This is a genomic window from Streptomyces sp. NPDC055025 (assembly GCF_053608565.1).
In genome coordinates this window covers 123,337-140,606 of sequence record NZ_JBSGVS010000004.1, presented here as the reverse complement: position 1 = coordinate 140,606, position 17,270 = coordinate 123,337, and the positions used below count along the sequence as shown (strand labels likewise).

17 protein-coding genes are annotated in these 17,270 nt (G+C 70.5%); 11 read left to right on the top strand and 6 right to left on the bottom strand.

From position 1 onward, the window contains the following. The first annotated feature begins 34 nt into the window (after positions 1-34). The 4 genes from ACWGDX_RS04220 to ACWGDX_RS04205 all read left to right on the top strand — a co-directional run bounded on the left by ACWGDX_RS04220 (position 35) and on the right by ACWGDX_RS04205 (position 3,197). Positions 35-1,198 (top strand): hypothetical protein, encoded by a 1,164-nt coding sequence (locus tag ACWGDX_RS04220; protein ID WP_453622059.1) that lies wholly within the window; start codon positions 35-37, stop codon positions 1,196-1,198. A gap of 129 nt (positions 1,199-1,327) precedes the next feature. Then, the gene (locus ACWGDX_RS04215) at positions 1,328-1,708 is read left to right on the top strand and encodes a VOC family protein (protein WP_405983617.1); all 381 of its coding nucleotides are present in this window, start codon (positions 1,328-1,330) and stop codon (positions 1,706-1,708) included. A gap of 236 nt (positions 1,709-1,944) precedes the next feature. Continuing rightward, entirely contained in the window at positions 1,945-2,685 is a 741-nt protein-coding gene (locus ACWGDX_RS04210) for a hypothetical protein (protein WP_453622057.1), read from the top strand. Then, a complete protein-coding gene (locus tag ACWGDX_RS04205) occupies positions 2,682-3,197 on the top strand; it encodes a DUF302 domain-containing protein (RefSeq protein ID WP_453622055.1) in 516 nt (171 codons plus the stop codon). The genes ACWGDX_RS04210 and ACWGDX_RS04205 overlap by 4 nt, the downstream gene beginning before the upstream one ends. Before the next feature lie 40 nt (positions 3,198-3,237). Here ACWGDX_RS04205 and ACWGDX_RS04200 read toward each other — a convergent pair whose 3' ends face one another. After that, entirely contained in the window at positions 3,238-3,852 is a 615-nt protein-coding gene (locus ACWGDX_RS04200; protein ID WP_453622053.1) for a CGNR zinc finger domain-containing protein, read from the bottom strand. A gap of 208 nt (positions 3,853-4,060) precedes the next feature. Here ACWGDX_RS04200 and ACWGDX_RS04195 point away from each other — a divergent pair, with 208 nt between their 5' ends. From ACWGDX_RS04195 to ACWGDX_RS04165, 7 genes are all read left to right on the top strand, one after another. Further along, positions 4,061-4,921, top strand: coding sequence for a class II fructose-bisphosphate aldolase (locus tag ACWGDX_RS04195; protein WP_453622051.1), 861 nt, complete (start codon positions 4,061-4,063; stop codon positions 4,919-4,921). Between the two features lie 4 nt (positions 4,922-4,925). Next, a complete protein-coding gene (locus tag ACWGDX_RS04190; protein WP_453622049.1) occupies positions 4,926-5,744 on the top strand; it encodes an HAD-IA family hydrolase in 819 nt (272 codons plus the stop codon). A 28-nt stretch (positions 5,745-5,772) separates the two neighbouring features. Then, positions 5,773-6,507 (top strand): dihydroxyacetone kinase subunit DhaL, encoded by a 735-nt coding sequence (gene dhaL, locus ACWGDX_RS04185; RefSeq protein WP_453622047.1) that lies wholly within the window; start codon positions 5,773-5,775, stop codon positions 6,505-6,507. 130 nt (positions 6,508-6,637) lie between these two features. Further along, positions 6,638-7,633, top strand: a complete 996-nt coding sequence (dhaK, locus tag ACWGDX_RS04180; protein WP_453622045.1) for a dihydroxyacetone kinase subunit DhaK — start codon at positions 6,638-6,640, stop codon at positions 7,631-7,633. Between the two features lie 208 nt (positions 7,634-7,841). Then, complete coding sequence (locus tag ACWGDX_RS04175) at positions 7,842-9,236, top strand: cytochrome P450 (protein ID WP_453622043.1); 1,395 nt, start codon at positions 7,842-7,844, stop codon at positions 9,234-9,236. Positions 9,237-9,422: 186 nt separating this feature from the next. Further along, positions 9,423-10,010 carry a Pycsar system effector family protein gene (locus ACWGDX_RS04170; RefSeq protein ID WP_453622041.1) on the top strand — a complete coding sequence of 196 codons (588 nt, stop codon included), beginning with the start codon at positions 9,423-9,425 and terminating at the stop codon, positions 10,008-10,010. A 94-nt stretch (positions 10,011-10,104) separates the two neighbouring features. After that, positions 10,105-10,620, top strand: a complete 516-nt coding sequence (locus tag ACWGDX_RS04165; protein ID WP_453622039.1) for an RNA polymerase sigma factor — start codon at positions 10,105-10,107, stop codon at positions 10,618-10,620. 154 nt (positions 10,621-10,774) lie between these two features. Here the strand turns inward: ACWGDX_RS04165 and ACWGDX_RS04160 are convergent, their stop codons facing one another. From ACWGDX_RS04160 to ACWGDX_RS04140, 5 genes are all read right to left on the bottom strand, one after another. Continuing rightward, positions 10,775-11,686 (bottom strand): hypothetical protein, encoded by a 912-nt coding sequence (locus ACWGDX_RS04160; protein ID WP_453622037.1) that lies wholly within the window; start codon positions 11,684-11,686, stop codon positions 10,775-10,777. Between the two features lie 52 nt (positions 11,687-11,738). Further along, complete coding sequence (locus ACWGDX_RS04155; protein ID WP_453622190.1) at positions 11,739-12,401, bottom strand: Crp/Fnr family transcriptional regulator; 663 nt, start codon at positions 12,399-12,401, stop codon at positions 11,739-11,741. A 183-nt stretch (positions 12,402-12,584) separates the two neighbouring features. Beyond that, on the bottom strand, positions 12,585-14,255 hold the full coding sequence (locus tag ACWGDX_RS04150; RefSeq protein ID WP_453622035.1) for a dynamin family protein: 1,671 nt from the start codon (positions 14,253-14,255) through the stop codon (positions 12,585-12,587). Beyond that, positions 14,255-16,549, bottom strand: coding sequence for a dynamin family protein (locus tag ACWGDX_RS04145; RefSeq protein WP_453622033.1), 2,295 nt, complete (start codon positions 16,547-16,549; stop codon positions 14,255-14,257). The genes ACWGDX_RS04150 and ACWGDX_RS04145 overlap by 1 nt, the downstream gene beginning before the upstream one ends. Then, positions 16,549-17,268 (bottom strand): RNA polymerase sigma factor, encoded by a 720-nt coding sequence (locus ACWGDX_RS04140; RefSeq protein ID WP_453622032.1) that lies wholly within the window; start codon positions 17,266-17,268, stop codon positions 16,549-16,551. The genes ACWGDX_RS04145 and ACWGDX_RS04140 overlap by 1 nt, the downstream gene beginning before the upstream one ends. Between the last annotated feature and the right edge of the window lie 2 nt (positions 17,269-17,270).

Below are 17,270 nucleotides of genomic sequence, written 5' to 3'. Positions count from 1 at the left end.
CCCCGCGCACCTTCGCCGCCTTTGGAGGCACGCCATGCCGACCCTCGCCGCTTCCGAGGTCGAACGCACGCTCCTCCGGGCCAACCGGCAGATCCGGGCAGGGCGGACGCCCCATCCCCCGGACACCGACTGGACCGTGCGCAAGGGCACCGTGTGGCTGCGACGCCCCTCGGCGGTCGTGGACTTCTACCAGTTCTGGTTCCGCACCCGAGGCTGCACCTTCGACCGGGGCGGACAGTGCAGTATGTGCAACTACGGTGTGGGCCCGGAGATCGACCCCGACGCGGTTCACCGTTCCGTCGCCGCCCGGATCGCGTCCGTGCCGGAGGGCTCACTGATCTATCTCTCGCCCTCGGGCAGCCTGTTCGACGAGCGCGAGGTGCCGGCCGGCCTCCGCCGGAACCTGCTGCGGAGCGTCGCGCGCCGCAGACCGGTCGGCTTCACCTTCGAGACCCGCCCGGAGTTCTGTTCCCCGCGCCTGCTCGACGAGTTACAGGGTTTTCTGCCCGGTGCCGCCGTCGCCTGTCATCTCGGTGTGGAGTCCTGGGATCCCGACAAGCGCCGCCACTGTCATCTCAAGCGCACCCCCACCGCGTGTTACGAGACGGCCGCCCGCGAGCTGCGGGCCCGCCGTATCGCCCCCATCGCCAACATCACCCTCGGCGGGCTCGGCCTGTCCCCGGCCGAGGCGTACGAGGACACACTCGCCACGATCCGCGGCACCCGCGCGGCGCGCTTCGCCATCCAGATGCTCTTCCCGCTGAGCGCGAAGCAGGGCAGTCTGCTGGGCTGGGCACACGAACAGGGCCTGTGGGAACCGCCGTCCCTGTGGCTGCTGATCCGGGCGCTGCGGACGGCCACCGCCGAGGCGTACGCGCCCGACGAGGCCGGCGATCTCAGTCTGTCCTGGTACAACCCGCAGATCGGCGAGGTCGTGACCGCCCGGCCGGACAGCTGCCCGGTATGCCGCCCCATGCTGATCGACACCCTGAAGGCGTTCGCCCTGACACCGTCCGCCGACTCCCTCGGCGAGGCGGCCCGCTGGGACCGCTGCGGCTGCCGGTCGCGGGCCGAGCGGGATCTGACGGAGGATCAGGGAGGTTATCGGGAGCGGCTGGAGGCGATCGCGGCCCGTTGGACCGGGACGAGCGGACAGCCGCCCCGCTTCACCGGAGATACGGGGACGGCACGCGGGTAGGCGTCCCGGTGTGAGGGACCACGGATCCGGGCGGATACGGGCAGGGGCGCCGTCGGCGGCCCACCCGGCCGCACCCGTCGCTTCACTCGTTCGCCGCGAGGTCCCTGCCCTACCCCGGAGGCGGTTGTGATGACACTGGAGAACATGATCGACCACATCACCCTCCAGGTGAGCGATGTCCGTGCCAGCCGCGCCTTCTACGAACGCCTGCTGGCGCCGTGCGGCACCCAGGTCGTCGCGGAGGACGGCGACACCGTAGGACTCGGCCGCGGCGACAAGGCGGACATCTGGATCATCCCCGCCGAGGGCCGTACCGACCGGGAACTCCATGTCGCCTTCGGCGCCGACAGCCGCGAGCATGTGGACCAGGTGCACCGGACCGCGGTCGAGATGGGCGTCGCCGTACTCGGTGAACCGGCCCTCCTCCCGCAGTACGAACCCGGCTACTACGCCTGCTACGTCCGCGACCCGGACGGCCACAACATCGAGGTCGTGGCCCGCGCCACCTGACACCCCGCGCGACCCGGTCGCGAGCCCGGACAGGGGGCGGGTGCGGGGATCCTGAGCGCGGAGGGCGCCGCCGGGTGGGTAATGGGTAAAGGTGCTACGCTTGTTTCCATCTGGTGCCGACGCTTGAGACCATGCGGTGAGACGACGTGGCAGTGGTCCGGCACGCAGGCCCTCCACGGAGGGCCCGAACCGTCGGCTCGAAGAGGCGTGCTCCGACCACGGGAAGGAATTCCCTCATGGACGGCCTGCTGTCAAAGGTGCTTGACGCCCATGGCGGCCTCGACCGCTGGAACGACGTCGCCACCGTCACCACGCGTCTCTCGATCGGCGGGCCTGTCTGGGCCGTCAAAGGCTGGGACGGTGTGCTCGCCGACGAGACCGTCACGGTGGACACACGGCGCGAACGCAGTGTGCTCACCCCGTTCACCGCACCGGATCTGCGCCTGGTCTTCGAGACCGGGCCCGAGCGGGTCACCGTGCGGAGCGGCGACGGTGGGACCGTCGAGGAGCGGACCGACGCCAGGAAAGCCTTCACCGGCTTTCTCCGCGCCACCCCCTGGGACCGGCTCCACCTGGGCTATTTCATCGGCTACGCGCTCTGGAACTATCTCACCAGCCCCTTCCTGTTCACCCGCCCCGGCGTCGAGGCCCACGAGATCGGGCCCTGGCACGAGGCGGGCCAGGAATGGCGGCGGCTGCGCGTCCGCTTCCCCGATGCCGTCACCACGCACAACCCTGAGCAGGTGTTCTACTACGACACCGACTTCATGCAGCGACGCATGGACTACGTCACCGAGATTCTCGGCGGCACCCTCGTCGCGCACTACTCCGGCCGTCCGAAGACCTACGGCGGGTTCGTTTTTCCCACCTGGCGACGCGTCTTCCGCCGCAACCAGGACGGAACGTCCAATCTCAACATGCCCTCGATCACCATCGACATCGATGACATCACCATCAACCGAGGTGGCTCATCATGACAACCTTCGACAACCACTCCGTCGAGCATCTGACACGCAGGCTCGATGTCGTTCTGCCCCTGCCCTACGAAAGGGCCGTCCAGCGCTACGAGGAGCTCGTTCCGCCCGTGGACACCGCCCGGTTCGGCCAGCTCGCCGACTGGGATGCCGTGCGCGCCTTCGCGGAGATCAACGCCCCGCACGGGTTCATGATCTACGGGAACATCGACATCACGGCGATCATGGCCGGCTCGCCCTCGGGCTGGAAGTGCACCGAGTATCTGATGGGTAACCACGTCATCGCCGAGCGTATGTTCCGTCACGATCCCTCGGCGGTGCTCCACGCGCCCCTGCGCACGGTCATCTACGCGGACGCGGAGGGCACCACCCGCTTCGCGGTGGACCAGCCGAGCACCCTGTTCGACAGCTACGGCAACCCCGCGATCGCGGAGGTGGGGGAGGAGCTCGACCAGCTCCTCGCGGACCTGCTGTCCCTCATGGGCGCCTCAGTGCCGAAGGAACTCGTCCCCTGAGGACCTGGCCAGTGGGGCCAGCGGCCAGGGCGGCCGGTGGCTAGAGCGTGGTCTTCCGCTGACGGGCGCGGAAAGCCCGTACATTGGCGGGGTTGCCGCACTTGGCGGTGTTGTGCCAGACCCCGCTGTTGTTCTTGGAACGGTCGTAGAAGGCGAGACGGCACTCCGGGTGGCGGCACAGTTTGAGCCGGCGGAGATCGTCGCGGCCCGTCGCGAGAAGACACTCGATCGCGACGGCGGCCGTCAGCCAGGTGACACCCGTCCCGGTGGGCACGAGAACGGCACGGGTGGCGGACACCGAGACCGTCGCACCCGAGGTGATGGCGGTCCCCGCGAGCCCCTCCGCACCCCCGGCCCGGGAATCGAGGACATGGCGCAGGTCGTCCCGCAGGGCACGCAGCCGTGACAGATCCGTTCCGGTGAGCACGATCCGTGGATCCGCGAGCTCGTGCCGGCGGCACCAGTCGGGAATCAGCACGTCCAGCCATGCCTGTGCCCGCTCCCGGTCGTGCAGCAGATCGACCGCCGGCTTCACGGTCCGGCCGACCGTATTGGCCAGCTCCTGACTCAGCCGCAGCTCTTCGGGTGCCAGTGACGTACTGAACCGGCCGCTCGCGGGAAACACGGCTTCACCGGCAAGACCGGAGACCGTCATCGCGGAACTCCCCTCATCGACGAAGCGGCGATCTGATGGAAACAATCGTAGTCCATACAGTCATTACAGGCGGGTGTCCGGACCTGGTGCGGCGGCGGTCCCGGCCGACTGGCGGCGCTCGGCCGACTGGCGTGGAATGTATCTGGAGCGTCCGGTCGCGCCAGAAGGGCCGGGCCTCCATTGGGCGAGCCCGATCCCAGGAGTCCATGTGTCTGTCGTGCCGCTGACCGACATCCTGTCCGACGCCTTCGAAGAGCGTTACGGGGTGCCGGCCATCAATGTCTTCAACGACCTCACGATGGAGGCGGTTCTCGCGGCGGCCGTGGAGAAATCCTCGCCCCTGATCGTGCAGACGTCCGTCAAGACGGTCAAATCGATCGGCAGCGATGTGCTCTACGCCATGTGGACGTCCATGACGGCGGGTATCGAGGTGCCCGTCAGTCTGCATCTGGATCACTGTCCGGAACGAGCGGTCATCACCGAGTGTCTGCGGCAGGGCTGGAATTCCGTACTGTTCGACGCCTCCCGGCTGCCGGTGGAGGAGAACATGCGGCAGACGGTCGAGGTCGTCGCCGAGGCCCGTGCGCACGGTGCTCATGTGGAGGGCGAGATCGAGTCCATCACGGGGGTCGAGGACGGGGTGGGCACCGACAGGGCGGCCGCCCAGCAGGATCTGGACGTGGCGCTGAAATTCCTTGCGACAACCCATGTGGATGTTTTCGCGCCCGCCATCGGAAACGCTCACGGTACATACAAACGCGCACCGGTACTCGATTTCCAGCGGGTCTCCGACATCGTCGCCGCGCATCCTCTGCCGATCGCGCTCCACGGCGGCAGCGGCCTCTCCGAAGAGCAATTCCGTGATCTGATCTCCCGGGGATGCGCGAAGGTCAATATCTCGACCGCGCTCAAGGAAACATTCATGAAGTCGAGTCTCGCCTTTCTCGAATCGGCGGCGGAGAAACAGAAATGGGATCCGCCCTCCCTGTTCCGTTCCGTCCGCCAGGACGTCATCGGGATGGCCGGCTCGCTCATGACGCTCTTCGGCAGCGCCGGACGGGCCGGGTGACGCCGTGCCCGCCCTTGTCTTCGACTGCGACGGAGTCCTCGCCGACACCGAGCGCTACGGGCACCTGCCGGCGTTCAACCGGACCTTCGAGGAGTTCGGCCTGCCCGTGCGCTGGAGCGATCGCGAGTACGCGGAGAAGGTGAAGGTCGGCGGGGGCAAGGAGCGTATGAGGACGCTCCTCACCCCCGAGTTCATCGCGGCGGCCGGGCTGCCCGGCGACCCCGACGCGCTCGACGAGCGGATCGCGAGATGGCACCGGCGCAAGACCGAGGTGTACACCGGGATCATCGGCAGCGGCGCCATTCCGCCCCGGCCCGGTGTACGGCGGATCGCCGCCGAGGCCGACGCCGCCGGATGGACCCTGGCCGTCGCCTCCACCTCGGCGGAGCCGGCCGTACGGAGCGTGCTGGAACTCGCCGCCGGGCCCGGACTCGCCTCGCGCTTCGCCGTGTTCGCCGGGGACATCGTCCCGCGCAAGAAGCCGGCCCCGGACATCTACCGGTACGCGGTGGACCGGCTCGGGCTCGGCCCCACGGGCACCGTGGTGATCGAGGACAGCCACAACGGGCTGCTGTCGGCGCTGGACGCGGGCCTCGGGTGTGTGGTCACCCCCAGCGCCTACACCGGCGAGGAGGATTTCACCGGCGCTCTGCTGGTCGTGTCGTCCCTGGGCGACCCCGCGCCGGAGGAGAGCACCGGGAGCACCGGTAACGCCGGGAGCACCACCGAGGTGCTGAGCGACCCTCTCGGTGCGGATCCGCGCCCCTTCGTCCGGCTCGCCGATCTCGAATTCCTGCTCTCCGCTGCCCCCGGCGCGAAGTGACGCAGGCCAGTGAGGAGTCAGGAGAGACATGTCATCGACAACAGACAACGGCAGTGACCGTGGCGGTGGGCGCCGTCCTGACCTCGGCCGTGGCGGTGTCCGGGGGAGCGGTGACGGCGACAGCGATCTGGAGTTCGTCGTCGGGGTCATCGCGCGGACCGCGGTGGACAACGAACGCGAATTCGGCGAACTCGACGCCGTCGTGGGCGACGGCGACTTCGGTTACTCGCTCGCGCGGGGCTTCGAGATCGTGCTCGCGGACTGGGACACCTTCGACCGCGGCGCTCCGTCGGCGTTTCTGAAGAAGGTCGCCCTGGTGATCTCCAAACGGGTGGGCGGCACGTCGGGACCGCTGTGGGGTACGGCGTTCCTCCGGGCCGCCGGGGCCGTCAACGACCGGTCCTGGTCCGAGCTGGGCGGCGCGGACGCGGTCGCCATGCTGCGCGCCGCCGCCGAGGGCATCAAGGTACGGGGCAGATCCGATCTCGGCGACAAGACGCTGCTGGACGCGCTGATCCCGATGACCGACGCGCTGGAGAAGGAGACGCGGACCGCCCGGGGCCCGGCCGCCGGCCCCGCCGAGCTGGCGCGGGTCGCGGCGACGGCGGCCCGTGTCGCCGCCGACGCGACCACTCCGATGCTGGCGAGACGCGGCCGGCCGAGCTACACGGGGGAGCGCAGCATCGGTTCGCCCGACGCGGGAGCCGTGGCCATCGCCGTCATCGCGGAGCGCGTCGCCGACGAATGGGCCCGGCGCGTCTGACCTCCGGTCCGGCCGCACCGGCCGGCGCCGATCCCCGTCCCCACGTATCCCTGCTCGCCACTCCCTGCTTCCCACTCCCCACTCCCTGTCCGTGTCCCTGCCTCAGCGTCGAGTCCCAGGAGCGACCCTCATGAAGAAGTTCGTCAACGACCCGAAGAACTATGTGCCCGAGATGCTCCAGGGGCTGGCCCTGGCCAACCCCGACACCCTCCGTTACGTCCCCGAATACAACCTGATCATGCGCGCCGACGCGCCGCACGCGGACAAGGTCTCCATCGTCCAGGGATCGGGATCCGGTCATGAGCCGGCCCATGTCATGACCGTGGGCAGGGGAATGCTCGACGCCGCGTGTCCCGGGGACGTCTTCTCCGCGCCGCCCGCCGACTATGTGTACGAGACGGTCAAGCTGGTCGCGTCCCCGAGGGGCGTGCTGCTGCTGGTCAACAACTACACGGGCGACCGTATGGCCTTCGAGATGGCCGAAGAGCTCGCCGAGGCCGACGGTGTCACCGTCCGTACCCTGTACATCGACGACGACGTGTCCGTGCGGGACTCCACCTACACGGTCGGCCGGCGTGGGGTGGCGGGCAACTTCTTCGTGATGAAGGCGGTCGGCGCGGCGGCGGAACGCGGAGCGGACCTCGACGAGGTGCACCGGATCGGCGTGAAGGTCAACTCCGTCACCCGCACCATGGGTATGGCGCTGACCGCGTGCACCCCGCCGGCCAAGGGGTCCCCGCTGTTCGATCTGCCCGAGGACGAGGTCGAGATGGGCGTGGGGATCCATGGCGAGCCGGGGCGGCGCCGCGAGAAGCTCCAGCCCGCCGACGCCATGGTGCGTGAACTCGTCACCGCTGTCGTCGACGATCTCCCCTACACCTCCGGTGACGCTGTCGCCCTGATGGTCAACGGTCTGGGCGGCACCCCCATCGGCGAGCTCTATCTGGTGTACGGGCTGGCGCACCGGCAGCTCACGGAGCGCGGCATCGAGATCCGCCGCAGTTACGTGGGCGAGTACTGCACCTCGCTCGACATGGCCGGAGCCTCCGTCACCCTGGTCCGTCTCGACGACGAGATCTCCGATCTGCTCGCGGCCCCCGCCGAGATCCCGATGCGCTTCGCGTGAACGACGCCCCGCCCGGGATTTGTTGTCCAAGCCTTGACGTTGCCGGGCTTGGAAATGTGTCCGCTCCCTAGCAGTGTGTAACGCGACTGGGCGGCCCAGGGCGATCACACCACGTCAGCTCGGTGTTCCGCTCGCTGACGGCCGCTCAGTTAGCCGTGCCGCCGGTCGACTTGTGGTGCGGTGAGCCGCGCTGTGGGAAGAGACCGACGTGGAACGAGTCAGCGGGGGATACACCCCGGACGTCACTTTGGAGTCGCTGACGACCGAGCCGCTGCTCGGGCGTGAGTACCAGGACCGCCCGGAGGTCGTGCACGAGCGTCTGCGCAGCCGGTACGGTGCGGTCGCTCCGGTGGATCTGCTGGGTGTGCCCGTGTGGTTGGTGCTGGGATATCCGGAAGCCCTGCACGTACTCCAGAACGACGCGATGTGGCCCAAGGGCATGCAGCACTGGCGGGCCCGCAACGAAGGCCGCGTCCCGGACGACTGGCCGGTCGCTCCCGCGCTGGTGGCCGAGAACATGATGGCGCGCGGCGGCCCCGACCACGCCGAATACAGGGCCGCCTGGGACGCGGCGCTGAAGCCCTTCCAGGACCCGGGCCATCCGCGGACCCGCAGGCTCAAGGACAACATCCGCCGGACCGCGAAGGACCTCGTCACCCTGCTCGCGCAGGGCGGCAGGTCGGGTACGGCGGATCTGGCCGCGCAGTTCTCCCGGCCGCTGCCCCTGATGGTCGCCGGCGAGCTGCTGGGCGCCCCCGGCTCCCTCGATGACGAAGCCCTCATGGACATCTGGCGGATCCTCGACGCCGGACCGGCCTCGGCCCAGGCCTCCGAGCGGGTCCTCACCGCCATGGGCAGGCTCGGCGAGGAGAAACGGCGCCGGCCGGGCGAGGACTTCCCCTCCTACATGCTGGCCGCACGGCCGAGTCTGACGGCCTCGGAACTGGCCCATGAACTCATCATGCTCATGGGGATGATCGCGGACCACGGAGGCATCCTCATCGCGAACGCCGTCGTCGAGATCATCACCGGCGACGGCCGCGCACGCGCCAGTCTCTCGGCGGGCATGATCCGTGAAGCCGTGAACCATGTCGCCCTGCGGAAACCGCCGTTGTCCAACTTCGTACCGCGATTCCCGGTGACCGATCAGCGGCTGGGCCAGTACATCATCAGGGCGGGCGAACCGGTGTGGATCGCCACGGCGGCCACGCACACGGACGTACGCTTCGCGACCGGTACGTCGGCGCACCGGGCGACCAGCACACGGGCCCATCTCTCCTGGGGCGCGGGTCCACGGCAGTGCCCGGCCCGTGAACTCGCCACCACCATCACCACCTTGGCCCTTGAGTGTCTGTTCGAGCACTTCGAGCATCTCGAACTGGCGGTACCGGTGGACCGGCTCCCCTGGCGTTCCTCGCCCTTCGTACGGGGTCTGCTCGCCCTGCCCATCAGATACCGGCTCAACGCGGGCTTCGAGATACCCGCCGCCCCGGTCCCCGACCGGCGGGCGGCGGGCGAGGAGCGGCAGCCCGCCCAGGCCACCACGCTGCGCCAGTTCCTCACCAGCCTGGTCACCGGGACGATAGACCCGAACTCCTTCTGACGTAGGGCGAGTGCCCCCAGCACGGCGATGGAACGGCGAATCGCTTTCTTCCTCTTCATCTGTCCCCCCTCATGGACCTCGTGAGCACGAGGCCGCGATCCGAGGGGACAGAAGGTAATGAGGGGGGCGCCGGGCGACAAGAACTGTTCAAGGCCGAAGTCGCCGCCGGAAAGGCAGAATTGTCCTATGGCCGACTCATGGTTTTTCAGGGTGCTCGCCGCCGTACGCCGGCCCGCGGGCCTTCCCGCTCCGGTGCCGCCTCCTCCGGAGGACGCCGCCCTGGAGTACGCCTCCGTCCTGCTCGCCGAAGCCCGGTCCGAGGTCGACCGGGCCGACAACAAGGCACAGATCCTGCTGGCCGGCGCCGGGATCGGGGGCGGGGCGCTGGCCGGCGGGCTGCTGGCCAGGTCCTGGTCGCCGCTGGAGCTGGTCGTGTCCGTGCAGTGGCTGTGGTGGGCGGGGCTGGCCGCGGGCACGGGCGGGATCGCTCTGCTCGGCAGTGTGGTCTATCCCCGCAGATCGCGGCGCGGTGCCACCGGCGGCTCGACGGTGGAGTACTTCGGCGATGCCGCCGGCTTCGGCACCGACGCCGAACTGGGCGCCGCGATAGACCGGTCGGCCGCCGCCCGACTGGAGCTGACGGTCAGTCAGCTCCGTCAGGTCAGTCTGATCGTGTCCGTGAAGTACCGGGCTGTGGCGGGCTCGCTGTGGCTGCTCGTCGCCGCTCTCGCCTGCTGCGGCGGGGCCGTTCTGCTGGACCGGCTCGTCCGGTGAGAAATCCGTCCCCCGATGGCATCTTCTGATGTGGTGATGCCGGCCGCCGGTGCCTACGGTCCACTCCTCGGAACTGAGACTGAGGAGCACGGACATGTACGGACCGGAGAACATGGCCGGAACCGCCGACACCACCGAACCGCTCACCCCCGGTGCGCGGGGCGACGACGGTACGGCCTTCACCGAACTGGCCGGCCGTCACCGGGCTCGGCTGCTGGGCCTGTGCCGGCTCATCACCTGCGACGAGGAGGCCGCCCGCGCCGCCGCCACGGCCGCGCTGCGTGACGCCTGGAAGGGGTTCGCCGACGGGGGGACGGGCGGAACGGCTCCTTCCTCGGCGAGCGCCCTGTTCGACCGCTGTGCCGTGATCCACTCGCTGGCGCTCGCCCCACGTACCCCGGATCAGGAAGAGGAAGCGGACAACGGTGCCTTCGAGTCGGCCTTACGCCGGCTTTCGCCGGGACAGCGGGCCATGCTGGCGCTGAGCGACTTCGCCGGGCTCTCCTACGACGAGATCGCGGACACCATGGACGAACCGGCCGCCCGGGTACGGCTGGAGGTCGGGAAGGCGCGCCGGAATCTGCTCCGGCCGGTCCCGACCGTGCGGTGAGAGCGGGTACCGTCCCTGGCCGGGACGGTACCCACCCCCTCCCCCCTCGGGAGACCCCCGGCTCCCGCCCCCCCGGCTCCCGCCCCCCCCGGGACCTCTGGACCTCTGGACCTGCGCCCCCCCGGCCCTCCGGCCTCAGGGGTTCCCGCGAGCGTCAGGTCTCGTCCGGCGACTCGTCGTCGAAGTCGTCCTCGTCCTCCTCCCCGTACTCCTCCGTCTCCGCCGAAGGACCGGCGTCCGTCCCCGTCCCCGTGGGACCGGAGACATGGTCGCCCGGGGTGTCGGGGCGGTCGCCGGGGTGCCCCTGCTTCAGCTCATGGATGAGATAGCCGGCTTCGACCGTCCGTACCGCCGAGTTCAGCCGTGAGCCCGGCGCCTTGCGCGGGCGCTCGGCTCCGGCGGCGGGCTGTTTGCCCGTGCCCTCGACGCCCGAAGGCCCCCCGTAGCCCTCGACCGTCCGCGGCTCCGGGACGGCGGGAGCCCGGTCGGGGACGGGGGCGTCGATCCACGCCCGCTCGCTGAACCCCTTGTCCTCCATGGTGATCAGTACCTCGCGGAACGCGGACGGGTCCAGGCCCGGATACCGCTGCTGTACGACCTGCTTGTACGTGTGGTCCGTGACAGCGGTGACCAGATCGCGGTCCTTCGCCTCACTCAGAGCGGCCTTCAGCGGACCCGAGTTGAGGAACCGGCAGACCTCGATCACCGCCCCGCTGGCGAAACCGGTCCGCGCCACATGCACCGTCCCCTCACCGAGCGAGGCCCGGAGCCGGATCCGGCCCGTGGGACCGCGGTCCCGGTTGTCCACCTCCAGACCGTCGCGCAGACCGGTCAGCAACCGGGGCAGCACCCACGCCTGGTCGATACCGGCCTCCAGGATCAGCAGGACCCCGTCCCCGCTGTCCTGCCGCGCGAAGTACTCGGTCCCCGCGTTGGTGAAGGCGTGCCGGACTATCCGGTCCAGCCGCTCCTGCTCACGCATCTGCTCCAGGTTCAGCCGCTTGCTGTACCCCTCGATGTCCACGGCGAACACGACCCGGGTGATACCGGGAGACACCAGCGCCATCGTCACTCCTGTCCGGCGGCCGGAGCGGCCGGACGACGCCGCCTCCCCGGGTTCAGTCCCGCATGGCACGTTCCAGTTCCGTACTGTCCACGATCATGATGCGGCGATAGCCGGTGTCGACCGCGCCGCTGCGTCTGAGCCCGGTCAGCGCACGGTGCAGCGCGGGCTCCGAGGCACCGACGAGCCCGGCCAGGGCCGACTGGGGCAGCGGCATGTCCACCAGCACCCCGCCGGGGACCGGACGGCCGAACTTCTCGGCGAGTTCGATCAGCACCCGCGCCGTCCTGGCCACGACCGGACTGCCCGAATGCACCCGCGAGCGGTTGGCGTCGCGCAGCTTGGCCGTGACATAGCGGCTGACGGTCAGCCAGTCCCCGGGATGCCGGCCGAGCAGGGCCAGGAACTCGTCGCCGGACAGCCGGCGCGCGGTCGTCGCCAGCACCGCTGTCACCGTGGCCGAACGCGGTTTCCCGTCCAGCGCCGCCAGTTCGCCCACCAGATCGCCCGCGACCCGGATCGCCAGCAGGGATTCGCGTCCTCCGGGACTGACCCCCACCACCTTGGCGCAGCCGTCGAGCAGGACCAGTACATGCCGGTCCTCGTCCCCCTCGCGCATCAGAGTCCGGCCGGCCGGGTACACCACGAGCGTCCCCGACCGGCCGAGTTCCGCCATGCCTTCGGAGGACAGATCCGCGAGTAAGGCACTCCGCGTCATCACACGCCCATTGTGGCCGAGATCCGCCACAACAGGGTGCCGTCCCACCGGATCGGAGCGGCGTGCGGACCCGCGCGTGGACCGGCGTACGAGCCGATCTACGCACCGGCGCACGAACCAGCGGGTCCACCGGGACGCCCGGCCCGCCCCGTCCGCCCCGTCGGCCCGTGCCGTCCACGGCGTTCACCCGTCACCTCCCGCCCTGCCGTCCACCGGTCCGATCCGGTTCAGCAGCAGGTCGTAGCCACGGCGCACGGTCCGTACCGCCTCCGCCGTCGCCGGGCCGCGCGCCGCGTCCAGATCGACGCCCGCCCAGTACGCCTGCTGCCGCAGAGCCGCGCCGACCAGCGAGGACCGGCTCGAATCGGCCGCAAGACCGAGCCGGGCCGCGGGGGAGTCCCCGTACTCTCCGGTGATCCGCAGGACTTCGGACAGCTCCTGGGCCGTCAGTACGACCGAGCCGTCATACACCCGCCGTAGCAGGGCCAGTTCACGGAACGCGTGCTCCGTCAGCCGCAGCCGGGTGACCTGGTCCGCCGCCTCCTCCAGCCGCCAGCGCAGCCACGGTTCCGCGCCCTGCCCGCCCAGCGCGGGCAGCTCGCCCATCTCCTGTACGGCGGCGTCCAGCTTCACCAGATCGGCGCGGTTGCCGAAGTGCTCGGTGAGTACCTGGCCGAGACGCACCACACCGCTGCGTCTGAGCAGTTCCTCCCGCAGCCCCGCCCGGTCGGTCAGACCGTCCCTGGCCAGCGCGCAGGCCAGGACGGTGCCGTAGCCGCCGAAACGGCGGAGCAGCGCCGCCCGCCGCTCGGTGCCCACCGGCAGATCGGGGTAGTCGCGCGAGGCGAAGTACGGCCCCCGTCTGACGCGTGCCTCCAGCAGGGCGGGCGCGACCCGTGACAACTCCACCAGATCCGCGGCGTCCCGCTCGGTGCAGGCGGCGGCGCCGGTGGCGAGCAGACCGGCGACCGGCACCAGTTCGAAGAGGATCCGGCGTCCGCCCGACTTCGTCATCAGCCGGTCGGCGACGCGCTCGCCCTCCGCCATGGGATCGGGACGGACCGGCCAGTAGTACTCGATCTTGGTCAGCGCCCCCACCGAGGTCATCGGCTCGACGGCGCGCAGCCCCGCTCCGGTGACCTCGGCCAGAAGACGTTCCTCCGACTCGGCCAGTCCCGAGGCGAACACCATCACCAGGGCGTCCGCCCGGCTCGCGTGCTCCACGGTGGCGGTGTGCACATCCTCTCCCGTACGGCCGAGGAAGCGCAGCGTCCTGGCGGACTCCTCACCGAAGTACGAGTCCAGGCCCGGGGTGTCCACCAGATCGAACCGGGCGAGCCGCGGATTGGGGATACCCAGATCGAGCCAGTCCACGGCGCGCAGCTCGGCCAGCCGCTCCGGGTCATGACGGGCCTGTGCCACCAGCCGCCACAGATCGTCCGGTGCCCGCTGCCGGCTGGGACGCCCGTCCCTGTAGTGGACGGTCAGCGACTCCTGGCGGGAGCGGCGCAGCCGGGTGACATTGAACGTCAGCTCCGTCACCCCGGTCGGCGAACGCTCCTCCCCGAGCAGCGCGTTGACCAGCGTGGACTTCCCCGCGCTGACCCGGCCCACCACGGCGACCCGCAGCCGGGCCCGGAACCTCTCACGGATCTCGTTCAGCCGGACCCGCGCCCGGTGGAACTCCGGGCCGGGCAGCAGCGCCTCCCCCCGGGCGAACGCCGCCTCGGCCCTCTCCCGAGGCCGCCCCGCCCCGGCCCCGTCCCGCGGCATCAGCCATACGTCACGATCCCCCGGCATCTGCCGTACGTCACCGTCCCGCGGCATCCGCCGTACGTCGTGATCCCGCGGCATCAGCCGTGCCCCGCGTTCTCGCCGGGCGCCGCCGTGCCCGGCTCCCCGGAGCGCTCCGGGGAGACGTACAGCAGGTCCGCCTCCTCCGTCAGCGCCGCGATCCGCAGACGCAGCCCGTCGAGCAGGGACCGCTCCCCGTCCAGTTCGGCCCGGCGCGCGAGCGCCTCGCGCGCCGTGGTGTCCCGGGCGCTCTCCAGCCTGACCAACGCCCGCGCGGCGGTCTCGCGTTCCTGCGCGATCCGGCTGTCCAGCTCGGCGACGACGGCCCGGCTCCACTCCTGGATCACCTCGGCCGTACCCTCGTCGAGATGCCGCTCCTGCTCCTTGCGCAGGGGCGTCAGAGCGCGCCGCAGGGCGTCGCGCTTCCCGGTGAGCTGCTCCTTCTCCAGGGTCTTCGCCGCGTTGACATAGCCGGCTCTCGTCCCCAGCAGTCCGCCGAGCGCCGAGCCGATACAGGCGCCCCACTGCGCGCCGGCCGCGGTGCCGAGCCCCGGCATCAGCAGGGTGCCGACCAGCGCGCCGATCGTGGCGCCTCCCGCCGCGCCCGCCGAACTCCCGGCGGCCAGGCCGACGCTGGAACCCATCAGCTTGCGCCGTTCCGCGTCCTCCCTCTGCTGTGTCCCGGCCACCGGCGGCAGGGCGGGTACGGGCGGGTCGGGCAGCCGGCCGATCCGCGCGGGGGCCAGGGCCAGACCGTTGTACGTCGAGAACTCCCGTACCACCCTGGACGCCTCACGGGCCGCCAGTTCATTGGCCGTGCCCAGGAGCTGGGCGACCTGCGCGGTCACCTCGGACAGCAGCCGGTCCGGGTTGTCCAGATAGGCCTCCTGGTAGAGATGTTCGGCGCCGACCTGTGCCCATACCTCGGCCAGTCCGTTGCGCGCCTCCCGCCTCAGCCTGGCCTCCACCCCGCTCAGCGCCGCCCGCAGATCGGCCCGCCAGCGGGATCCGCCGTCGTTCAGCTCGTCCAGCCGCCGCTGCTGCTCGGTGAACTCCTCGGTGAGCCTGCGCAGTTCCTCCTCACGCCGGTCCCCGAGCACCGCCGCCTCCGCCTCCACCGGGCGCAACAGCGACAGCGCGCAGGATTCGAGACCGGTCAGGGCGCCGCCGAGGAGCAGTTTGGCCCGGCGGCGGGAGAGAGCCGCCCATACCGTGTTCTCCAGCGCCGTGAAGTTGCTCAGCTCCAGATCCTCCGGATCGCCGGAGACCAGATGGTCCAGCTTGGCCTGGCTGGAGACGGGCAGGAGTGTCAGCTCACCGGGAGGGAGCCCGGTGGCCTCGGTGAGTTTGTCCATCGTGTTGCGCAGCAGCTCCGTGTGGTCGGGCACCGCGTCGATCTTGGTGAGGACGAAGATCTGGCCGTCGGCGTCGTCCGTGGTGCGGGCGGCCTTCATGGCCCGGCGCAGAAAGGCCAGTTCGCTGTCGGTCAGCGGTTTGACCACATCGGTGACGAACACCAGGGCGTCGGCGCTGGGCAGGAACGCGGCGGTGGCGGCGGTGTGGTCCTGGTGGACACCGCCGACGCCGGGCGTGTCCACCAGGGTCAGCCCGCTGCCGAGCCGTGCGTTGGGGGTGCGGATCTGTACGGTCAGGGCCCGCCGGGCATTGGCGGTGTTGCCGCTCTCCGTCACATATCCGGCGATCTCGCCCCGGCCGATCTCCCGCTCGACGACCTCGCCGCTGTCGTCCTCCAGTGTCACCGTGACACGCTCGGCCGGTCCGTACGAGACGGTGGTGACGACATTGGTGGTGTAGGAGGTCTCCACGGGAAAGAGCGGCGGATCCTCCTCCAGCAGGGCGTTGAGCAGACTGGACTTGCCCCGGTTGAACTCACCGCACACCACGACCGTCAGCCGTCCCTCGTCCAGCCGCTCACGCGCGGTGCCGAGCCGGGTGAGCGCCTCCTCCCCGCCGAGCCGCGCGGTGGCCTCGGTGAGCGGGGGGAACAGGGCGAGCACCTCGCCTCGCAGCCTGTCGAAGGCGGCGGAGTGCTGTCCCGCGGCGGCGGCCCGGTGTGCCGTGGCCGCCGCTCGGTGCGCCGTGGCCCCCTGGTTTCCCGTGGCCGGGTGACTTCCCGTCGCCGTGTTCCTCACGGCGGCCGGGTCGCTTCCCGGGGCCCCGTGGGGCTCGTCCAGCGCGACGGAGAGCATCCGCGCCCAGTTCTCGTCGTCGATCGGTGACGCGGCCGTCTCGCGCAGTAGCTGACGCAAACGGTTGAGGGCCTCGTCCGAGACGGCCTCGTCCGGGTCCACGTCGGGGAGAGCCGACATGTCGAGCCAGCGTCCACCGTCCATTACATCTCTCCTGGATCGTCGTTGGGGCGGAGCAGGTCGGCCAGCGACTGCCGTGCGCGCGAGATCCGGCTCTTGACGGTGTTGATCGGTATGCCGAGGATTCCGGCGATCTCGCTGTACTCGCATCCGCAACAGTCCCGCAGGACCACGGCCACCCGGAAGTCCAGCGGCAGCAGGGCGAGCGCCCGCCGGACCGAGAGCCCGTCCGTCACCCGGTCCGCCACCGATCTGACCGGCTCCTTGCGCTCGGGTATCTCCTCCACGGGCAGCGGCCGGGAGTTCTGGCGCCCGGCCTCCTTCAGCGCCGCGTTGACCGCGATCCGGTACAGCCAGGTGGAGAATCTGGCGTCGCTGCGGAAGCCGGGCAGACCGCGCCAGACACCGATCAGCGTCTCCTGCACCGCGTCGCCCGCGTCGTCCGCGTCACCGACGATCCGCAGACAGGTGGCATGGATCATCACGCGGTACCGGCTCATCAGGAGCGTGAACGCCTCCTGGTCACCGTTCGCACCACGCCGTGCCAGTTCGGCGTCCGTCGGCTCCTCGAACAGCGGGGCCTCCGGCGGAGCTTCGGACGGAGTCCCGGACGGAGCTTCGGACGGGGCTTCGGACGGAGCTTCGGACAACTGGACGGCGACGGGCCCGTCGTACGGCGCGGGCACGCCCTGCTGGGTGCCGGCGCGCTTCGCCGACGGTCCCGGAACGGGATGTCTGGTCATGA